This window comes from Streptomyces sporangiiformans (assembly GCF_005768555.2).
Lineage (GTDB): Bacteria > Actinomycetota > Actinomycetes > Streptomycetales > Streptomycetaceae > Streptomyces > Streptomyces sporangiiformans.
The window spans coordinates 1-19167 of record NZ_VCHX02000019.1 but is presented as its reverse complement, the minus strand read 5'-3'; the positions used below and the strand labels follow the sequence as shown (position 1 = coordinate 19167).

Annotated in this window: 3 protein-coding genes; all 3 read right to left on the bottom strand. The window is 73.7% G+C overall.

Going from position 1 to position 19167, the window contains the following annotated elements; all coding sequences use genetic code 11:
* The coding region (locus tag FGD71_RS00550; RefSeq protein ID WP_181359090.1) for a type I polyketide synthase at positions 1–1830 on the bottom strand (1830 nt) is incomplete at its 3' end.
* On the bottom strand, positions 1823–1954 hold the full coding sequence (locus tag FGD71_RS49565) for a hypothetical protein (RefSeq protein ID WP_276147110.1): 132 nt from the start codon (positions 1952–1954) through the stop codon (positions 1823–1825). The genes FGD71_RS49565 and FGD71_RS00550, both read right to left, overlap by 8 nt.
* The coding region (locus FGD71_RS00545; protein WP_240436317.1) for a type I polyketide synthase at positions 1951–19167 on the bottom strand (17217 nt) is incomplete at its 5' end. The genes FGD71_RS00545 and FGD71_RS49565, both read right to left, overlap by 4 nt.

Below are 19167 nucleotides of genomic sequence, written 5' to 3'. Positions count from 1 at the left end.
GCGCAGCGCGCGCCCGGTGACGGCGCCGGCGCCGGGCCCGGCGTCCCCGGCCTCCTCCGCGAGCGCGGCGAGGGTGCGCAGTGCGGCGGCGCGGTCCTCGGCCAGGACCACGGCCCGGTGCTCGAAGGTCTGCCGGGCGGTGACGAGCGCGTGGGCGATGTCGAGCGGTGCTGCCACGGTGCCGCCGTCCGCCGCCCACTCCCCCAGGCGCGCGGCCTGGCCGCGCAGCGCGGCCTCGCCGCGAGCGGAGAGGATCCACGGCACGACCGGCAGCGGTGGACGGGGCGCCGACGGTTCCGCGGCTGTGCGGGGCGCGACGGAACCGGTCGGGGCGGCGCCCGTTCCAGGCGTGGCGGAACCGACCGAGGCAGCCGTCCCGGACACGGCGCCGGCGGCCGTTTCGCCGGTCGTTTCGCCGGCCGTTTCGCTGGCCGGCTCGTCGGCCGGAGCCTGTTCCAAAATCGTGTGGGCGTTGGTGCCGCTGATCCCGAAGGACGACACCGCGGCACGGCGCGGGCGGTCCCCGGTGTCCGGCCAGTCGGTGGGCTCGGTCAGCAGCCGTACGTGCCCGGCCGACCAGTCCACGTGCGAGGACGGCTCGCCGACGTGGAGCGTGCGGGGCAGCCGGCCGTGCCGGAGCGCCATGACCATCTTGATGACGCTGGCGACACCGGCCGCCGCCTGGGTGTGCCCCAGGTTGGACTTGAGCGAGCCGAGCAGCAGGGGGCGGTCCGCCTCACGGGCGCGCCCGTACGTCGCCAGCAGCGCCTGAGCCTCGATCGGGTCGCCGAGCGAGGTACCGGTCCCGTGCGCGTCCACCGCGTCGACGTCCCCGGCGCCGAGGCCGGCGCCGGCCAGCGCCTGTTCGATCACCCGTTGTTGCGAGGGGCCGTTGGGCGCGGTGAGTCCGTTGCTGGCGCCGTCGGAGTTGATGGCGCTGCCGCGGACGACGGCGAGTACGGGGTGGCCGTTGCGGCGCGCGTCGGAGAGCCGCTCCACGAGCAGCATGCCCACGCCCTCGGACCAGCCGGTGCCGTCGGCGTCGTCGGAGAACGCCTTGCACCGTCCGTCGGGGGCGAGCCCCCGCTGCCGGCTGAACTCGAAGAGCAGCCCGGGGGTCGCCATGACGGCGACGCCGCCGGCGAGCGCGAGGTCGCACTCCCGCGACCTGAGCGCCCGTACCGCCATGTGCAGGGAGACCAGCGACGAGGAGCAGGCCGTGTCCACGGTGACCGTGGGCCCCTCCAGGCCGAGGACGTAGGAGATACGGCCGGAGGCGACCGAGGTGGCGTTGCCCGCGAGCATGAGTCCGTGGACGTCCTCGGGCACCTCCACCGGGCCCACCCCGTAGCCGGAGGTCGCCGCGCCGACGAAGACGCCGGTGGCGCTGCCGCGCACGGTGGCGGGGCGGATACCGGCCCGCTCGAAGGTCTCCCAGGACGTTTCGAGGAGGAGCCGCTGCTGCGGGTCGGTGGCCAGCGCCTCGCGGGGGCTCATGCCGAAGAAGGCGGCGTCGAACTCGCTGGCGTCGTGCAGGAATCCGCCCTCGCGGGCGTAGAAGGTGCCCGGCTTGTCGGGGTCGGGATCGAAGCGGTCCTCGATGTCCCAGCCCCGGTCCCGGGGGAAGTGACCGATGGCGTCGCCGCCTTCGTCGACGAGCCGCCACAGGTCCTCGGGGGAGGCGACCCCGCCGGGGAACCGGCAGCTCATCGCGACGATCGCGATGGGCTCCCGGTCCTTGTCCTCGGCCTCGCTGAGCTGACGGCGGGTCTGCCGCAGTTCAGCGGTCACCCGCTTGAGGTACTCCACGTACTTGTCGTCGTCAGCCACGCGTGTCACTTCCTTGTACCGGGCCGGGCGGGGTGGGCAGGGTGGGCAGATCGGGGGCCCGCGCATCGAGGGCCTGCGCGTCAAGGGCCTGCGGGTCGGTCGGCCCGCGGTGGTCGCGGGTCACGGGGCGCCCAACTCCTTGTCGATGAGGTCGAACAGCTCGCTCGCCGTCTCGACCGATTCCAGTTCCGCGTCCTGCGGCTCGGCAGTGCCCACGGGACCGGCGGGGCCCAAGGGATCGGCGGGACCGGCGGGCGCGCCGGCTGCCGCCACCGGCTCCCCGCTCCAGGCGCCCAGCAGCGCCCGCAGGCGGGCGGTGATCCGGGAGCGGTCCTTCTCGTCGTCCACATCGGCGCCGCTGAGCGCGGCCTCGAGCCGGTCCATCTCGTCGAGCAGGGCCTCGGCACCGCCGGGGGCGTCGGGCAGGTCCAACTCGGCCAGCAGGTACCCGACCTGGGCCGCGGGAGTCGGGTAGTCGAACACCAGGGTGGCCGGCAGGCGCAGCCCGGTGACGGCGCCGAGGCGGTTGCGCAGTTCGACCGCGGTGAGCGAGTCGAAGCCGAGCTCCTTGAAGGTCTGATCGGGCTCGACGTCACCGGCCGAGGCGTGTCCGAGGACCGCGGCGGCCTGTTCGCCGACCATGTCGAGCAGCAACTGCTCGCGGTCGGGCACGGACAGTCCGGCCAGCCGCTCGGCGAGCGTGAGCGTGAGCGTGTCCGGGCCACCGCCGATTCCGGTGCCGGTACCGGGACCGGTTCCGGGTGCGGCGGCATCGACGCGGCGTCGCGCGGGCCTGCGGACCATGCCGCGCAGCAGCGGCGGCAGGATGTCGGCGTGCTCCCGCAGGGCCGCGGCGTCGAGGTCCATCGGCAGCAGGACCGCGCGGTCGGAGTCCGTGCCGGCGTCGAGCAGGCGCATGCCCTTCTCGGCGCCCAGCGGCACCATGCCGGTACGTGCGTGCCGGCTGCGGTCGGCCTCCGTCAGCGTTCCGGTCATGCCCGCGTCGGGCAGCCAGGTGCCCCAGGCGAGGGACACGGCCGGCAGACCGAGGTCGTGCCGGTGCTGGGCGAGCGCGTCGAGGAAGGCGTTGGCGGCCGAGTAGTTGGCCTGGCCCGCCCCGCCGAACGTGCCGGCGACCGAGGAGTACACGACGAACCGGGCCAGGTCCATGTCCCGGGTCAGCTCGTGCAGGTTGACCACAGCGTCCGCCTTCGGCCGCAGTGCCCGGTCGGCCTGCTCGGATGTCATCGAGGTGACCACGCCGTCCGCGAGGACTCCGGCGGTGTGCACGACGGCCGTCAGCGGGTGCTCGGCGGGCAGGCCGTCGAGCAGGGCGGCCAGGGCGGTGCGGTCCGCCGCGTCGCAGGCGACGATGGACAACTCGGCGCCCAGGGAGGTGAGTTCGTCACGCAGTTCGGCCGCGCCGGGTGCGTCTTCGCCGCGCCGACTGGTCACCACCAGGTGGCGTACGCCGTGCTCGGCCACCAGGTGACGAGCCGTCAGCCGCCCCAGTCCTCCGGTGCCGCCGGTCAGCAGGACCGTGCCGTCCGGGTCGAGCACGGCGGGCACGGTGAGCACCACCTTGCCGATGTGCCGCGCCTGGCTCAGGTGGCGGAACGCCTCGGGAGCCCGGCGCACGTCCCACACGGCCATGGGCAGCGGCCTGAGCACACCCTTCTCGAAGAGAGCCACCAGCTCGGCGAGGATCTCGCCGATCCGGTCCGGCCCGGCCTCGATCAGGTCGAAGGCCTGGTAGCCGACGCCCGGATGGTCCACGGCCACCTGCCGCGGGTTCCGCACGTCGGTCTTGCCCATCTCCAGGAACGAGCCGCCACGCGGCAGCAGTCGCAGGGACGCGTCCACGAACTCCCGTGCCAGTGAGTCGAGTACGACGTCCACGCCCCGCCCGCCGGTGACGTCCAGGAACGCCTTCTCGAACGTCAGGTCACGGGAGGAGGCGATGTGCGCGTCGTCGAGCCCGGCGGCGCGCAGCGCGTCCCACTTGCCGGGCGACGCGGTGCCGAAGACCTCGGCGCCCAGGTGCCGGGCGAGTTGCACGGCCGCCGTGCCGACGCCGCCCGCGGCGGCGTGGACCAGTACCGACTGGCCGGGGCACAGCCCGCCGAGGTCGACCAGCCCGTAGTACGCGGTCAGGTAGCCGATCGGCACGGTCGCCGCCTCGGCGAAGGACCAGCCGCGCGGGATCCGTACGACCATGCGCTCGTCCGCCACGGCCAGCGGCCCGAAGGCGCCGGAGAACATGCCCATCACGCGGTCGCCCGGGCCGACCCCGGTCACCTCGGACCCGACTTCGGTGACGACGCCGGCTCCCTCCAGGCCGATGGCCGTGGCGTCCCCGGGATACATGCCCAACGCGGTGAGCACGTCGCGGAAGTTGACGCCCGCGGCCCGTACGGCGATCCGCACCTCACGCGGGGCGAGGGGCTGTGCGGCTTCGGGGCACTCGACGAGTCGGAGGCTCTCCAGAGTGCCCTTCTCCTCGACGCCGAGCCGCCAGGCGACGGTGTCCACGGGCACGGGCAGGGCCCGGTCGGCGGCGAGCGGGGCGATCCTCGCTGCGCTCACCACGCCTTCGCGTACGGCGAGTTCGAGTTCGCCGGAAGCGAGAGCGGCGGGCAGGGCGGCGACCGACTCGGGGGCGCCGTCGAGGTCGACGAGAACGAAGCGGCCCGGGTTCTCGGAACGCGCCGCCCGCACCAGGCCCCACACGGCCGCCTGGGCGGGGTCCACCGCCCGGTCCGCGACGCGCATCGCGTCCCGGGTGACGACGGCCAGCCGCGCATGGGCGAAGCGCGGCTCCTCCAGCCAGCGCTGGACGAGGCCCAGTGCCTCGTGCACCGTGGCGCGGGCGGCGTCGGCCAGATCGCCGGGAGCGGCGGAGGCCGTGGTGACCTGGGGGGAGGCCATCGTGAACAGCACGGTGTCGGGGACCGGGGCACCGGAGCCGGCGAGCGCGTCCAGGTCGGGGTAGGTCCCGGCGCGGAAGCCCACGGCCTCCGGCTCGCTTCCCACGACGGCCCAGTCGGTGTCCGCCGGCACGGTGTCCGCCGGCAGCGGGGGTTCGGGGGTGGGGGTCACCGGGGTCCACTCCAGTTCGTGGAGCCCTTCGTGCCGGGCCGAGCCGACGGTCGAACCGGCGATGTCGCCGGGGAGTTCCCGCAGCGTCAGGGAGCCGATCGAGGCCACCGGCCGCCCGGCCGCGTCCGCGAGCGCCAGGCTGACGGACTCCGGTCCCTCCTGGACCATACGGATCCGCAGCGCACCGGCGCCCACCGCGTCGAGACGCACTCCGTTCCACGAGAACGGCAGCCGGCCCGCGTCCTCCATCGGCACGAACATGACCGCGTGCAGGGCCGCGTCGAGGAGCGCCGGGTGCAGACCGAACGCCCCGGCGGCCGGCTCGGCCTCCCCGGGCAGCGCGACCTCGGCGAACACCTCGTCCCCGCGCAGCCACGCCGACTTCAGCCCCTGGAACAGCGGCCCGTACACATGGCCGCGCTCGGCGAAGCGTTCGTAGAAGCCGTCCAGCGGTATCTCCACGGCCTCGGCCGGCGGCCAGGCAGTGAAGTCGTACGGCAGGTCGGTCGCCCCGGCCTCAGACCCAGCCCCAGCACCGGTCCCAGCCCCGCCGCCCCGGGTCAGCAGACCACTGGCGTGCAGCGCCCAAGGCTGGTCATCGGGCCCGTCCTCGGGCCGGCCATGCACGGTCACGGCGCGGGCACCTGACGCGTCGGGCGCGTCCACGTGCAGCTGTATCCGTACGGCACCACGCTCGGGCAGCGGCAACGGGGCCAGGATCGTCAGCTCCTCCACCCGCTCGCAGCCCACCTGGTCGGCCGCGTGCAGGGCCAGCTCCAGGAAGCCCGTGCCGGGGAAGAGGGCGGTGCTGGTCAGCGCGTGGTCGGCCAGCCAGGGGTGACTGCGCAGGGACAGCCGGCCGGTGAAGAGGTACTGGTCGCCTCCGGCCAGCTCCACGGCCGCGCCCAGCAGCGGGTGCCCGGCGGAGCCGAGCCCCACCGAAGCCACGTCACCGGCCAGGACGGGCGGCCGGGGCCAGAAGCGCCGGCGCTGGAACGCGTACGTCGGCAGGTCGATGTGCTCGGCCCCGGTCCCGTCGTAGACACGAGCCCAGTCGACGTCGACGTTCTGCGCGAACGCCTGGGCGAGAGCGGTGAGAAGCGCGCCTCGTTCGTCACGGTCCTTGCGCAGGGCGGACACGAACAGCGAGTCGGCACCGTCGTCGGCGAGACAGGTCTGGGCCATGGCGGTCAACGTGCCGTCCGGGCCCAGCTCCACGAACCGGCTCACCCCGCGCTCGGCCAGCCACGACACGCCGTCGGCGAAACGAACCGCCTGACGCACATGCCGTACCCAGTAGTCCGCCGACTCCAACTCCCCGGCACCTGCGGCCTGTCCGGAGACGTTCGAGACCACCGCCATCCGGGGCGAGTGGTAGGTGACGCCTTCAGCGACCGTACGGAAGTCCTCCAGCATCGGCTCCATCAGTGGCGAGTGGAACGCGTGACTCACCCGCAGACGAGACGTGCGGCGCCCCTGCTCGGCGAACTCCTTCGCGACCTGCGCCACGACCTCCTCGGCGCCGGCGATCACCACCGACCGCGGACCGTTGACCGCCGCGACCGACGCTTCGGCCTCCCGGCCCTCCAGCAGCGCCGCGACCTCGTCCTCGGACGCCTCCACCGCGAACATGGCACCGCCACCGGGCAGTTGCTGCATCAGCCGACCCCGCGCCCCCACAAGAGCGCAGGCATCCTCCAGCGAGAACACACCCGCCACATGGGCCGCAGCAAGTTCGCCGATGGAGTGCCCGACCACGAAGTCCGGCCGCACCCCCCACGACTCCAGCAGCCGGAACAGCGCCACCTCCACCGCGAACAACGCAGGCTGCGCCCACTCCGTACGATCCAACACCTCCGCATCCGCACCGAAGACCACGTCCCGAAGCCCGTCGACGTGGGCGCACACCGCGTCAAACACGTCAGCGAAAACAGGGAACACCTCGTACAACTCGCGCCCCATACCGAGGCGTTGGGAACCTTGCCCCGAGAACAAGAACGCCGTCTTGCCCTCGCCCCGGGCCGTGCCGGTGACCAGACCAGCTGCCGATTCCCCGGCGGCCAGCGCCTCCAGACCGGCGATCAAAGTCTCCCGGTCCTCGCCGAGCACCACGGCACGGTGCTCGAACACCGCCCGCGTCGACGCCAACGACCAGCCCACGTCGACCGGTTCGAGCTCCGGATGCGCCTGTAGCCGGGCCAGTATCTGGTCGGCCTGCGCGCCCAGAGCGGGGCGGCTGCGCGCGGTGACGACCCACGGCACCTCACCGGTCGGCCGTGCCTCGGGCTCTGTCGGTTCGGTGTCGTCCTCAGGTACGTCTGCCTGGGGTACGTCTGCGTCACGTACGGCTTCCCCGGGGACGGCTTCGAGGATCAGGTGCGCGTTGGTGCCGCTGATCCCGAACGAGGACACACCCGCCCGGCGCGGCCGGTCCGTCTCCGGCCACGCGACCGGCCCGGTCAGCAGCCGGACCTCGCCCGCCTCCCAATCGACATGTGAGGACGGCTCATCCACATGGAGCGTGGCGGGCAGCACCCCGTGCCGCATCGCCAGCACCATCTTCATCACACCCGCCACACCCGCACCCGCCTGGGTGTGACCGATGTTGGACTTCACGGAGCCGAGCCACAGGGGGTGGCCCTCGGACCGGTTCTGCCCATAGGTGGCGATCAGCGCCTGTGCCTCGATCGGATCGCCCAGCGTCGTGCCCGTACCGTGCGCCTCCACCGCATCCACATCCAGCGGGCTCACTCCGGCGCTGGCCAGCGCCGCCCGGATCACCCGCTGCTGCGACGGGCCGTTCGGCGCACTCAACCCGTTCGACGCACCGTCCTGGTTCACCGCCGAGCCGCGCACCACGGCCAGCACCCGATGGCCGTTCCTGCGCGCATCCGACAACCGCTCCACCAGCAGCATCCCGCCGCCCTCGGAGAACCCGGTCCCGTCCGCCGCGTCCGCGAACGCCTTGCACCGGCCATCGGCCGCCAGACCCCGCTGCCGGCTGAAGTCCACGAACAGGCCGGGAGAGGCCATGACGGTGAGTCCGCCCGCGAGGGCGAGATCGCACTCCCCCGCCCGCAGCGACTGCACCGCCAGGTGCAGCGCCACCAACGACGCCGAACACGCCGTGTCCACCGTCACGGCGGGACCTTCCAGACCGAAGGTGTACGAGAGACGGCCGGATACGACGCTGGCGGCGTTGCCCGTCAGCATGTACCCCTCGAAGTCCTCCCCGGACGCGGCGAGCATGCCGGTGTAGTCCTGGCCGTTGGTTCCGGCGAAGACCCCGGTACGGCTGCCCCGCAGCCTCTCCGGATCGATCCCCGCCCGCTCGAACGCCTCCCACGAGATCTCCAGCAACAACCGCTGCTGCGGATCCATCGCCACCGCCTCACGCGGCGAAATATTGAAGAACCCCGGATCGAAACCACTCGCCCCCGAAAGGAAGCCACCCCTGCGCGTATACACCGTCCCCGCCTTGCCCGGCTCCGGGTCGTACAACGCATCCAGATCCCACCCCCGATCCTCCGGGAACGGCACCAGCCCCTCCTCGCCACCGGCCAGCATGTCCCAAAGCTGTTCCGGGGTGTGGACGTCTCCGGGGAAGCGGCAGGCCATGGCGACGATGGCGATCGGCTCGTCGTCGGTCGGCCGGGGCCGCGCGGGGACGGCTCCGGGCGCGGTCTGCCGATCCGACTGGGTGTCCGAGAGTTCCGAGAGTTCGGAGAGTTCGGAGAGAAGGAAGGTCGCGAGGTCCGAGCAGGTGGGGTGGTCGAAGACCAGGGTGCTCGGCAGCCGCAGCCCGGTGATCTTGTTCATTCCGTTGCGGAGTTCGACGGCGCTGAGGGAGTCGATGCCCAGGTCGCTGAAGGGTCGTCCGGGTTCGACGGCTTCGGACGACGGATGGCCGAGGACGTTCGCGACGTACGAGCGGACGACGTCCAGGACGGCGCCGGGGCGTTCGTGGGCGGGAAGTTCGGCCAGTCGGGCGCCGAGCGAGGAGGAGTCCCCGCCCGTACCGCCGGCGGTCGCCGACTCGCGGGCCGTCTCCAACGCGCGCCGGGCCTCCGGCAGTTCGTCGAGAAGGGTGCTGGGCCGCGGTCCGGTGAACGCGAGCGCGTAGGTGTCCCAGGCGATGTCGGTGACGACGACGGCGGTGTCATCGCCGTCGACGGCGCGGCCGAGGGCGTCGCAGGCGAGCCTGGGGTCCATGGGGTGGACGCCGTAGCGGCGCATGCGCTCGGCCGCCGTGTCGTCGGCGCCCACCATGCCGCCCTCGGCCCACAGGCCCCAGGCCACGGCGGTGGCCGGCAGGCCCTCGAAGTGCCGCTGCTGGGCGAGGGCGTCGAGGAACGCGTTGCCGGGGGCGTAGTTGCCGAGGCCGGCGCCGCTGATGACGCCCGCGGTGGAGGAGAACAGGACGAACGCCGAGAGGTCCGGGCACAGTTCGCGGGTCAGCTCGTGGAGGTTGAGCGCCGCGGTGGCCTTGCCGCGCAGGATCGGGTCCATACGGCCCGGGGTGAGGGAGTCGATGACGCCGTCGTCGAGCGATCCGGCGGCGTGGAACACGGCGTCCAGGGGCCGGTCGGCGGGGATCGAGTCCAGCAGGGCGCGCAGGGCGTCCCGGTCGGCGATGTCGCAGGCGGCGAGGGTCACTTGGACGCCGAGTTCGGTGAGTTCGGCCTCCAGTTCACGGGCGCCGGGGGCGTCGGCGCCCCGGCGACTTGCGAGGAGGAGGTGTCCGGCGCCGCGTTCGGCGAGCCAGCGGGCGAGGTGTCCGCCGAGGGCGCCGGTGCCGCCGGTGACGAGGACGGTGCCGCGCGGACGCCAGGTCTCGAGGTCCGCGGGGGGCCGGGCGGCGTGGACCAGGCGGCGGCCGAAGGTTCCGGAGGCGCGGATGGCGAGCTGGTCCTCCCCGCCGGAGCCACTGGAGCTGCCTGAGCCGCCGGAGCCACCGGAGCCGCTGGAACCGCTGGAACCGGCGAGCGCGGCGCACAGCCGGGTGCCCGCCCTGCCGTCGAGGACCGCGGGCAGGTCCACCAGGCCGCCCCAGCGCTCGGAGTGCTCGAGGGCCGCCACCCGGCCCATGCCCCAGACGAGGGCTTGGGCAGGACTGGTGACGCTCTCCGCCCCGCCGACACCGACGGCGCCCCGGGTGGCGCACCACAGGGGTGCGTCGATCCCGGTGTCGCCGAGGGCCTGGACGAGGGCGAGGGTGCCGGCGAGGCCGAGCGGTACGGCCGGGTGGTCGGGGTGGGCCCGCTCGTCGAGGGCGAGCAGGGAGAGGACGCCCGAGACACCCGGGCCCTGGCCCTTCGTGCCGTCCGCGCCCTCCGTGCCCTCCGTGCCGTCCGCACCTTCCACGCCATCTGCGCCTTCCACGCCGTCCGCGAGGGCGATGCGGAGCAGTTCGGCCAGCCGGTCGCGATCCGTGGGGCCGTCGGGGAGGGTGATGAGGCGGGTGTCGCGGGCGCCGCCGCTCTCCAGGGCGCGGCAGGCCGCCGCGACCAGGGCGTCGTGCTCGCCCGCGTCGGCGGGGGCGAGCACGATCCAGGTTCCGGAGAGCGCTCCGGCGGCGCCGTATCGGGTCAGCGGCGTCCAGGAGACGGCGTAGCGCCAGGCCTCGGTGGTGGAGCGTTCCCGGCTGGTGCGGCGCCAGGTCGAGAGGGCGGGCAGGAAGGCGCTGAGCGGGGTGTCGCCGGGGAGGTCGAGTGCCCCGGTGAGGGCCTCCAGGTCCTCCTGTTCGACCGTCTCCCAGAAGCGGGCCTCGACCGAGTCCGCGGTGAGCGCGCCGCTCGCGGCGGCGTCGGCCGCGGCGGACTCGCGGACGGTCGGCCAGTAACGCTGGTGCTGGAAGGGGTAGGTGGGCAGGTCCGTCCGGCGTGCGCCGGTACCGGCGAAGACGGCGCCCCAGTCGACGGTGACGCCATGGACGTGGGCGTCGGCGACGGAAGTGAGGAACTGCTCCAGTCCGCCCTGGTCGCGGCGGAGCGAGCCGAGCACGGCGCCGTCGACGTCCATGGAGTCGAGGGTCTCCTGCAGCCCGACGGCCAGCACGGGGTGCGGGCCGACCTCGATGAAGGAGTGGTGCCCTTCGGCGACCAGTCCGCGCACGGCCTCCTCGAACCGTACGGTCTCGCGCAGGTTGGTGTACCAGTACTCGGGGTCGAGTCCGGTGGTGTCCTGCCACTGGCCGGTGACGGAGGAGCGGAACGGGATCTCGCTCTCGCGGGGCTGCATCCCGGCCAGCGCTTCCAGGACACTTTCGCGAATCGGCTCGACCTGCGGGGAGTGCGAGCCGTAGTCGACGGGGACCTTGCGGGCCCGTACGCCGTCCTCGGTGAGAGCGGTGAAGAGTTCGTCGAGGGCGGCCGCGTCACCGGATACGACGACGGACGTGGGTCCGTTGACGGCGGCGACGGCAAGGCGGTCGGCCCAGGAGCTGCCGGGGACGCCGATCCGTTCGCGGACCTCGTCGGCGGCGAGCGGCACGGACATCATGCCGCCGGTGCCGGCGATGCCGGTGATGGCCCGGCTGCGCAGCGCCACGACCCGCGCGCCGTCGTCGAGGGACAGGGCGCCCGCGACGCAGGCGGCGGCGATCTCGCCCTGTGAGTGGCCCACCACGGCGGCCGGTTCGACCCCGAGGGAGCGCCACAGACCGGCCAGGGAGACCATCACGGCCCACAGCGCGGGCTGTACGACGTCCACGCGTTCGAGGTCGGCGGCGTCCTCGTCGCCGCGCAGGACGGCGGTCAGGGACCAGTCGACGTAGGGGGCGAGGGCGGCTTCGCACGCGGCGACGTGGTCGGCGAACACCCGCGATTCGGCGAGCAGTCGGCGCGCCATCCCGGCCCACTGGGCACCCTGACCGGGAAAGACCAGCACGGGCGCGGCGGTGGAGGTGGTGCGGGCGGTGCCGGTGAGCAGGCCCGGTCCGGCGGAGGGGTCGCCGTCGGCGAGGGCGCGCAACGTCTCGTCGAGGCCGTCGAGGCCGTCGCGGCCCGTGGTCAGGAAGGCCGCGCGGTGCTCGAAGGCGGAACGGGTGGTGGCCAGGGAGTAGGCGACGTCGGTGAGGTCCGCTCCCGGGTGGCGGAGCAGGTGGGCGCGCAGCCGGGCGGCCTGGTCGCGCAGTGCCGCCCCGGAGCGGCCGGAGAGGATGACGGGCACGGCGGGCAACACGCGTACGGCGGGCAGCGCCTCCTTTGTCGCAGGGGCGGCTGCCGGGGTGGGTTCCGGTGCCTGTTCGACGATGACGTGGGCGTTGGTGCCGCTCATGCCGAAGGAGGACACGCCGGCCCGGCGCGGACGACCGGTCTCGGGCCAGTCCGTCCGCTCGGTCAGCAGGCGTACGTCGCCCGCGCTCCAGTCGACGTACGGGGTGGGCGTCTTGGCGTGGAGGGTCGGTGGGAGCGCCCCTTCCCGGAGGGCCATGACCATCTTGATGACACCCCCGACCCCGGCGGCGGCCTGGCTGTGGCCGATGTTGGACTTCAGGGAGCCGAGCCACAACGGCCGGTCCTCGGGCCGGTCCTGGCCATAGGTCGCGATGAGCGCCTGTGCCTCGATCGGATCGCCCAGCGTCGTCCCCGTACCGTGCGCCTCCACCGCGTCCACATCCTGCGGGCCGAGACCGGCGGCGGCCAGCGCCTGCCGGATCACCCGCTGCTGGGAGGGCCCGTTGGGGGCGGTCAGGCCGTTGGACGCGCCGTCCTGGTTGAGCGCGCTGCCGCGCAGCACGGCCAGTACGGGGTGGCCGTTGCGGCGAGCGTCGGACAGCCGTTCGACGGCGATCATGCCGACGCCCTCCGCCCAACTGGCACCGTCGGCGTCCGCCGAGAAGGGCTTGCACCGGCCGTCCTCGGCGAGCGCCCGCTGCCGGCTGAACTCGATGAGCGAGCCGGGGGTGGACATGACGGTGACACCGCCGGCGAGGGCGAGGTCGCACTCGCCCTGCCGCAGGGCCTGCGCGGCGAGGTGCAGGGCCACCAGGCTGGAGGAACAGGCGGTGTCGACGGAGACGGCCGGGCCCTCCAGACCGAGGGCGTACGAGACGCGTCCGGACAGCACACTGGGCGAGTTGCCGGTGCCGACGTAGCCCTCGAAGTTGTCGTCCGACGCGGCCAGGATCATGGGGTAGTCCTGGTAGGTGACACCCGCGAAGACTCCGGTGCTGCTGCCGCGCGCGGACACCGGGTCGATACCGGCGCGTTCCAGCGCCTCCCAGGAGGTCTCCAGCAGCAGACGCTGCTGGGGGTCCATCGCCAGCGCCTCACGCGGCGAGATCCCGAAGAACGCCGGATCGAACTGGCTGGCGTCGTGAAGGAAGCCGCCCTCCCGCGTGTAGACGGTGCCGGGGTGGTCGGGGTCGGGGTGGTAGAGGGTCTCCGGGCGCCAGTCGCGGTCGGTGGGCAGCGGGGAGACACCGTCGCCGCCCGCGAGGACGAGCTGCCACAGGTCCTCGGGGCTGCGGATACCACCGGGGTAGCGGCAGGCCATGCCGACGACGGCGATGGGTTCGTCGTCCACGGGGGCGGCGGTACGGAGAACGGCCGCGTCGTCCGCCGCCTTGCCGAACAGGTCCTCACCGAACAGGTCCTCGCCGAGGTGGCGGACGAGCGCGGCCGGGGTGGGGTGGTCGAAGACGAGGGTGGCCGGGAGGGTCACACCGAGCGCGGTGCCGAGCTGGTTGCGCAGTTCGACCGCGGTGAGCGAGGTGAAGCCGAGGTCCGAGAAGGACCGTCCGGGTTCGACCTCGTCCGGGCCCGCGTAGCCGAGGACGGCCGCGACCTGGGCCCGTACGGTGGCGAGCAGGGTGCGCTCGCGCTCGGCCGGGGAGCGGCCGGCCAGTCGCCGTACGAGGCTTCCGGCCGTCTGCGCACGGGCCGCGGCACGCCGGGCCGACACGGGGACGAGGGCGCGCAGCTCGGGCGCCACAGTGCCCGCCCCGCGCAGCGCGGCGGTGTCCAACTTGACGGGGAACACGGTCGGTTGACCGCTCGCCAGCGCCTGGGGCAGCAGCGCGGCGATCTCGGTGACGGACAGCGGGGTGAGTGCACGGCCGCCCGTGCCGTCGTCTCCGGTGTACGGCGGGACGAGGGCGAGGGACGTGAGCCCCTGCGCCGCCCGGCTCTCGGCGAGGGCGGAGAGCTGAGCGGTGACACTGGGCCCGCTGTCGCCGGTGCACAGCAGGACGAACGCGGACAGGCCACCGTCGAGGGTGAGTTCGTGCAGGCGCAGGGCGTCGGCGATGTCTTCCTCGCCGTCGACGGTGTGTACGACGGCGACCGGACGGCCCTCGTTCCGGAGCGACTCCGGCACGGAGGCGATGTCAGCGACGGCGGTCGCGCCGGGCAGCGTCTCGGCCACCTGCGAGGCGAGCGGGCCGGTGACCAGCACGATGCCGTCGGCGTCATTGATGGCGGAGGTGCGCGAGGACACGGGAACGCGCACCAGGCGGGCGGCGCTGACCGATCCGTCGCGGATGACGAGGTCGGTCTCATCGGTGGCGAGCGCGGCAGGCAGGGCCGCCGAGGAGGCGTCGGCCCCGTCGATGTCGACGCGTACGACGCGGCCCGGGTGGGCGGCACCGAGGACCTGGGCCGACGTGCGCAACGCGACCGTGTCGGCAGCTGCATCTGCATCTGCGTCTGCGTCGGCCTCGACATCGGCCTCGACATTGGCCTCGAGTGCTCCGGTGCCCGCGGCCACCACTCCGCGCGTGACGGCGACCAGGCGGCCGGGGTGCTCGGCAGATTCCCACCGTTCCAGCAGGGCTGCGGCGCCCTCCGCACCGTCGGGGGCGGAGAGGATCACGATGTCGGCGGTGTCCGGGTCGGCGCCTCCCGCCGTCGCTCCGAGGCCCAAACGGTCGGCACCCAGGAGGGCCCAGCCGCTGGTGTCCGGGTCCGGCTGCGCGGGGAGGTCGAGCGGTGCCCAGTCCCGGCGCAGCAGGGTGCCGGCGACGGGCGCGGAGACGGCCGCGCGCTCGTCGGCGACCGGCCGCAGCAGGAGCGACTCGACGGCGATGACGGGCTCGCCGTTCGCATCGGCGGCCGCCAGGGTCAAGGTGTCCGGGCCGGTCCGGGTCAGCCGTACGCGCAGGGTGGTGGCCCCCGCGGCGTGCAGGGAGGTGCCGTTGACGGAGAACAGGACGCGGCCGTCGCCGAGGCCCTCGAACACTCCGAGGCCGAGCGGGTGCAGGGCCGCGTCGAGCAGCGCCGGGTGCAGCTCGAACCGTCCGGCCTCGGTCTCGGTGCCCTCGGGCAGGGCGACCTCGGCGTACACGTTCTCGCCGTGCCTCCAGGCGGACTTGAGCCCTTGGAAGACGGGTCCGTAGTCGAGTCCGGCGGCGGCGAGCCGGTCGTAGACACCGTCCACGTCGATGTCCCGCGCCCCTTCGGGCGGCCAGACCGTGAAGTCGAAGTCATCGAGTTGATCGGACCCATCGAAGTCGCCTGTGGCGTACGGGCTTTCGGTTGCCGTCAGCAGGCCACAGGCGTGTCGCGTCCAACCTCCGTCGTCGTCCTGGCCGTCGAGCCGCGCGTACACGCCGAGGGCACGCGTTCCGGAGGGGCCCGTTTCCTCGATGCGCAGCTGGAGCTGGACTGCGCCCTGCTCGGGCAGGACGAGCGGCGCTTCCAGGGTGAGTTCGTGGACGTGACCGCAACCGGCGTACGCCCCGGCCCGGACGGCGAGTTCGAGGAAGGCGGTGCTCGGTACCACGACCGCTCCCGCGATCCGGTGGGCGGCGAGCCATGGCTGCGCGTGCGCCGACAGCCGGCCGGTGAGCACGACGGTCCCGCCCGCGGCGGGTGGCACCACGGCACCGAGGAGCGGGTGGTCCACCGGGACGAGCCCGACCCCTGCCGGATCCCCGCCGGCCGCCGGGACCTCCAGCCAGTAGCTCTGCTGCTGGAAGGCGTACGTGGGCAGCTCCGCGGGCCGGGTGCCCGGGGCCACCGCGCCGAGATGGGCGGGCCAGTCCACGGGCACCCCGCGGGTGAACAGCGCACCCAGCGCGGTGACGAGGACGGCCTGTTCGGGACGGTCGTCGCGCAGTGCGGGGACGGCGAGGTGCCCGGGGGCGTCCCAGCAGCTCTGGGCCAGGGCGGTCAGGGTCGCGTCGGGGCCCAGTTCGAGGTAGTTGGTCACGCCGTGCCGCTCCAGCCAGGCGATGCCGTCGGCGAAACGGACCGCCTGACGGGCGTGGCGCACCCAGTATTCGGCCGAGCCCAGTTCCTCGGCGGAGACCGGCTGCCCGGTCACGTTCGAGACGATCGGGATGCGTGGCGGGCCGTACGTGATGCTCTCGGCGACCGCGCGGTAGTCGGCGAGCATCGGCTCCATACGGGGCGAGTGGAAGGCGTGGCTGACCCGCAGCCGTGTCGTCTTGCGCCCTTCGCCCTCGAAGTGCGCGGCCAGGGCCAGCACCGCGTCCTCGTCACCGGCGACGACCACCGAGCGCGGTCCGTTGACGGCGGCCACCCCCGCCTCGGACTCCCGTCCCGCGAGCAGCGGCAGGACCTCGTCCTCGGTGGCCTGGATCGCCACCATCGCCCCGCCGGGCGGCAGTTGCTGCATCAGCCGGCCGCGGGCCGCGACCAGACGGCAGGCGTCCTCCAGCGACAGCACTCCGGCGACGTGCGCCGCGGCCAGCTCACCGACGGAGTGCCCCAGCAGGTGGTCCGGTCGTACGCCCCAGGACTCCACGAGGCGGTAGAGGGCGACCTCGACGGCGAAGAGGGCGGGCTGGGCGTACTCCGTACGGTTCAGGAGGTCGGCGTCGTCGCCGAAGACCACTTCGCCCAGCCGTCGGCCGAGCTGCCCCTGCTGTTCGTCCAGCTGGGCGCAGACCGCATCGAAGGCGTCGGCGTAGACGGGGAAGGCGTCGTGGAGCGCGCGGCCCATGCCCGGTCGCTGCGTGCCTTGTCCGGCGAACAGGAACGCCGTCCGGCCCTCGGTCAGCGCGTCACCGGTGACGGCGTCGGCCGACGGGTCGCCCGCCGCGACGGCCGCGAGGGCGCGCAGCAGCCGCTGCCGGTCCGTGCCGGACACCACGGCCCGGTACTCGAACGGCGAACGGGTCGTCACCAACGCGTCGGCGACGTCGAACAGTTGCTGCTCCGGCCGTTCCTCCAGGTGGGCCAGGAGCCGTCCGGCCTGGGCGCGCAGGGCGGCGGTGCCACGCGCCGACACGACCCACGGCACCACCGCGCCGTCGGGGGCGGCCATGGCCGACGTGGCCGTCGCGGCCAAGGTTGCGGACTGCTCGGGCACGGTGGACTGGGGCTCCGGCGCCTCCTCGATGACGACATGCGCGTTGGTGCCCGAGACGCCGAACGCGGACACGCCGGCCCGGCGCGGCCGGTTCGTCTCCGGCCAGTCGGCCTGCTCGCTCAACAGCCGTACGGCACCGGCCGACCAGTCGACGTGGGACGACGGCTCGTCGGCGTGGAGTGTCGCCGGGAGGATCCCCTCACGGAGGGCCAGGACCATCTTGATGACGCCCGCGACACCTGCGGCGGCCTGGGTGTGGCCGATATTGGACTTCACCGAGCCGAGCCACAACGGCCGGTCCTCGGGCCGGTCCTGGCCGTAGGTGGCCATGAGCGCCTGCGCCTCGATCGGGTCGCCGAGCGTGGTGCCGGTGCCGTGCGCCTCCACCGCGTCCACATCCTGCGGGCTCAGCCCCGCAGCGGCGAGCGCCTGCCGGATCACGCGCTGCTGCGACGGCCCGTTCGGCGCGGTCAGACCGTTCGACGCACCGTCCTGGTTGACCGCCGACCCGCGTACGACGGCCAGCACGGGGTGGCCGTTGCGCCGGGCGTCGGACAACCGCTCGACGACCAGCATGCCGACGCCCTCCGACCAACCGGTCCCGTCGGCGTCGTCGGAGAAGGCCTTGCACCGCCCGTCGGGCGCCAGCCCGCCCTGCAGGCTGAACTCCACGAAGGCGCCGGGGTTCGCCATCACGGTGACCCCGCCCGCGAGCGCGAGGTCGCACTCGCCGGAGCGCAGCGCCTGGACGGCGAGGTGCAGAGCGACGAGCGACGAGGAACAGGCCGTGTCGACGGTGACCGCCGGCCCTTCGAGACCCAGGGTGTACGACACCCTGCCCGATACGACGCTGCCCGCGCCGCCCGTCAGCAGGTGCCCGCCGAGCCCTTCGGGGATCTCCTGGAGCCCGGCGCCGTAGCCGGAGCTGCCCGCGCCGACGAAGACGCCGGTCCTGCTGCCCTTGAGGGAGGCGGGGGCGATACCGGAACGTTCCAGTGCCTCCCAGGAAGTCTCCAACGTCAGCCGCTGCTGCGGATCGATCGCCAGCGCCTCACGGGGGCTGATCCCGAAGAACGACGCGTCGAAGCGGGAGGCGTCCCGCAGGAAGCCACCGGATCGTGTGTCGCTGGCGGCGAGCAGGCCTTCCAGGTTCCAGCCGCGGTCCTCGGGGAAACCGGACACCGTGTCCTCTCCCCCGGCCACGACCCGCCACAGGTGGTCGGGACCGACCACGCCGCCAGGGAGCCGACAGCCCATGCCGACGATGACGACGGGGTCGTCGTCGACCGCGACCAGGGCAGTGGTCGGGGTCCGGTCCGCGGGCTCGACGCCGAAGAGTTCCTCGCGAAGGTGCGTGGCGATCGCCAGCGGGGTGGGGTGGTCGAAGACCAGGGTGGAGGGCAGCGGCACGCCGGTCTCGGCGGTGAGGGCGTTGCGCAGCTCCACGGCGGTCAGTGAGTCGAAGCCCATCTCGCGGAAGACCCCGCCGGGAACGACGGCGGCCGAATCCGCGTGGCCGAGCACGGCGGCGGCCCGGCTGCGAACCAGGTCCAGCAGTTCCCGGTCGCGGTCCTCGGCGGGCAGCTCGGCGAGACGGTCGCGCAGCGCGGCACCGACGGTCGCCTCGACAGCCGAGGCCTCGGGAGCTGAGCCGTGGAGCGCCTGGGTGGCCTCTGGCAGTGCGGCCAGCAGCGGGCTGGGGCGGCTGGTGGTGAAGGTGGGGGCGAAGCGTTCCCAGTCGACGTCGGCGATGGTGACGGTGGTGTCGCCGAGGTCCAGAGCGCGGGTGAGGGCGAGCAGGGCACGCTCGGGGTCGAGAGGCAACAAGCCACGGCGGCGCAGCAGTTCCTGCGCCTGAGGCGCGGCCGCCATCCCCTCGCCGTCCCAGGGTCCCCAGGCGAGGGCGGTCCCGGTCAGGCCCTGCGTCCGCCGGTTCTCGATCAGCGCGTCCAGCTGGGC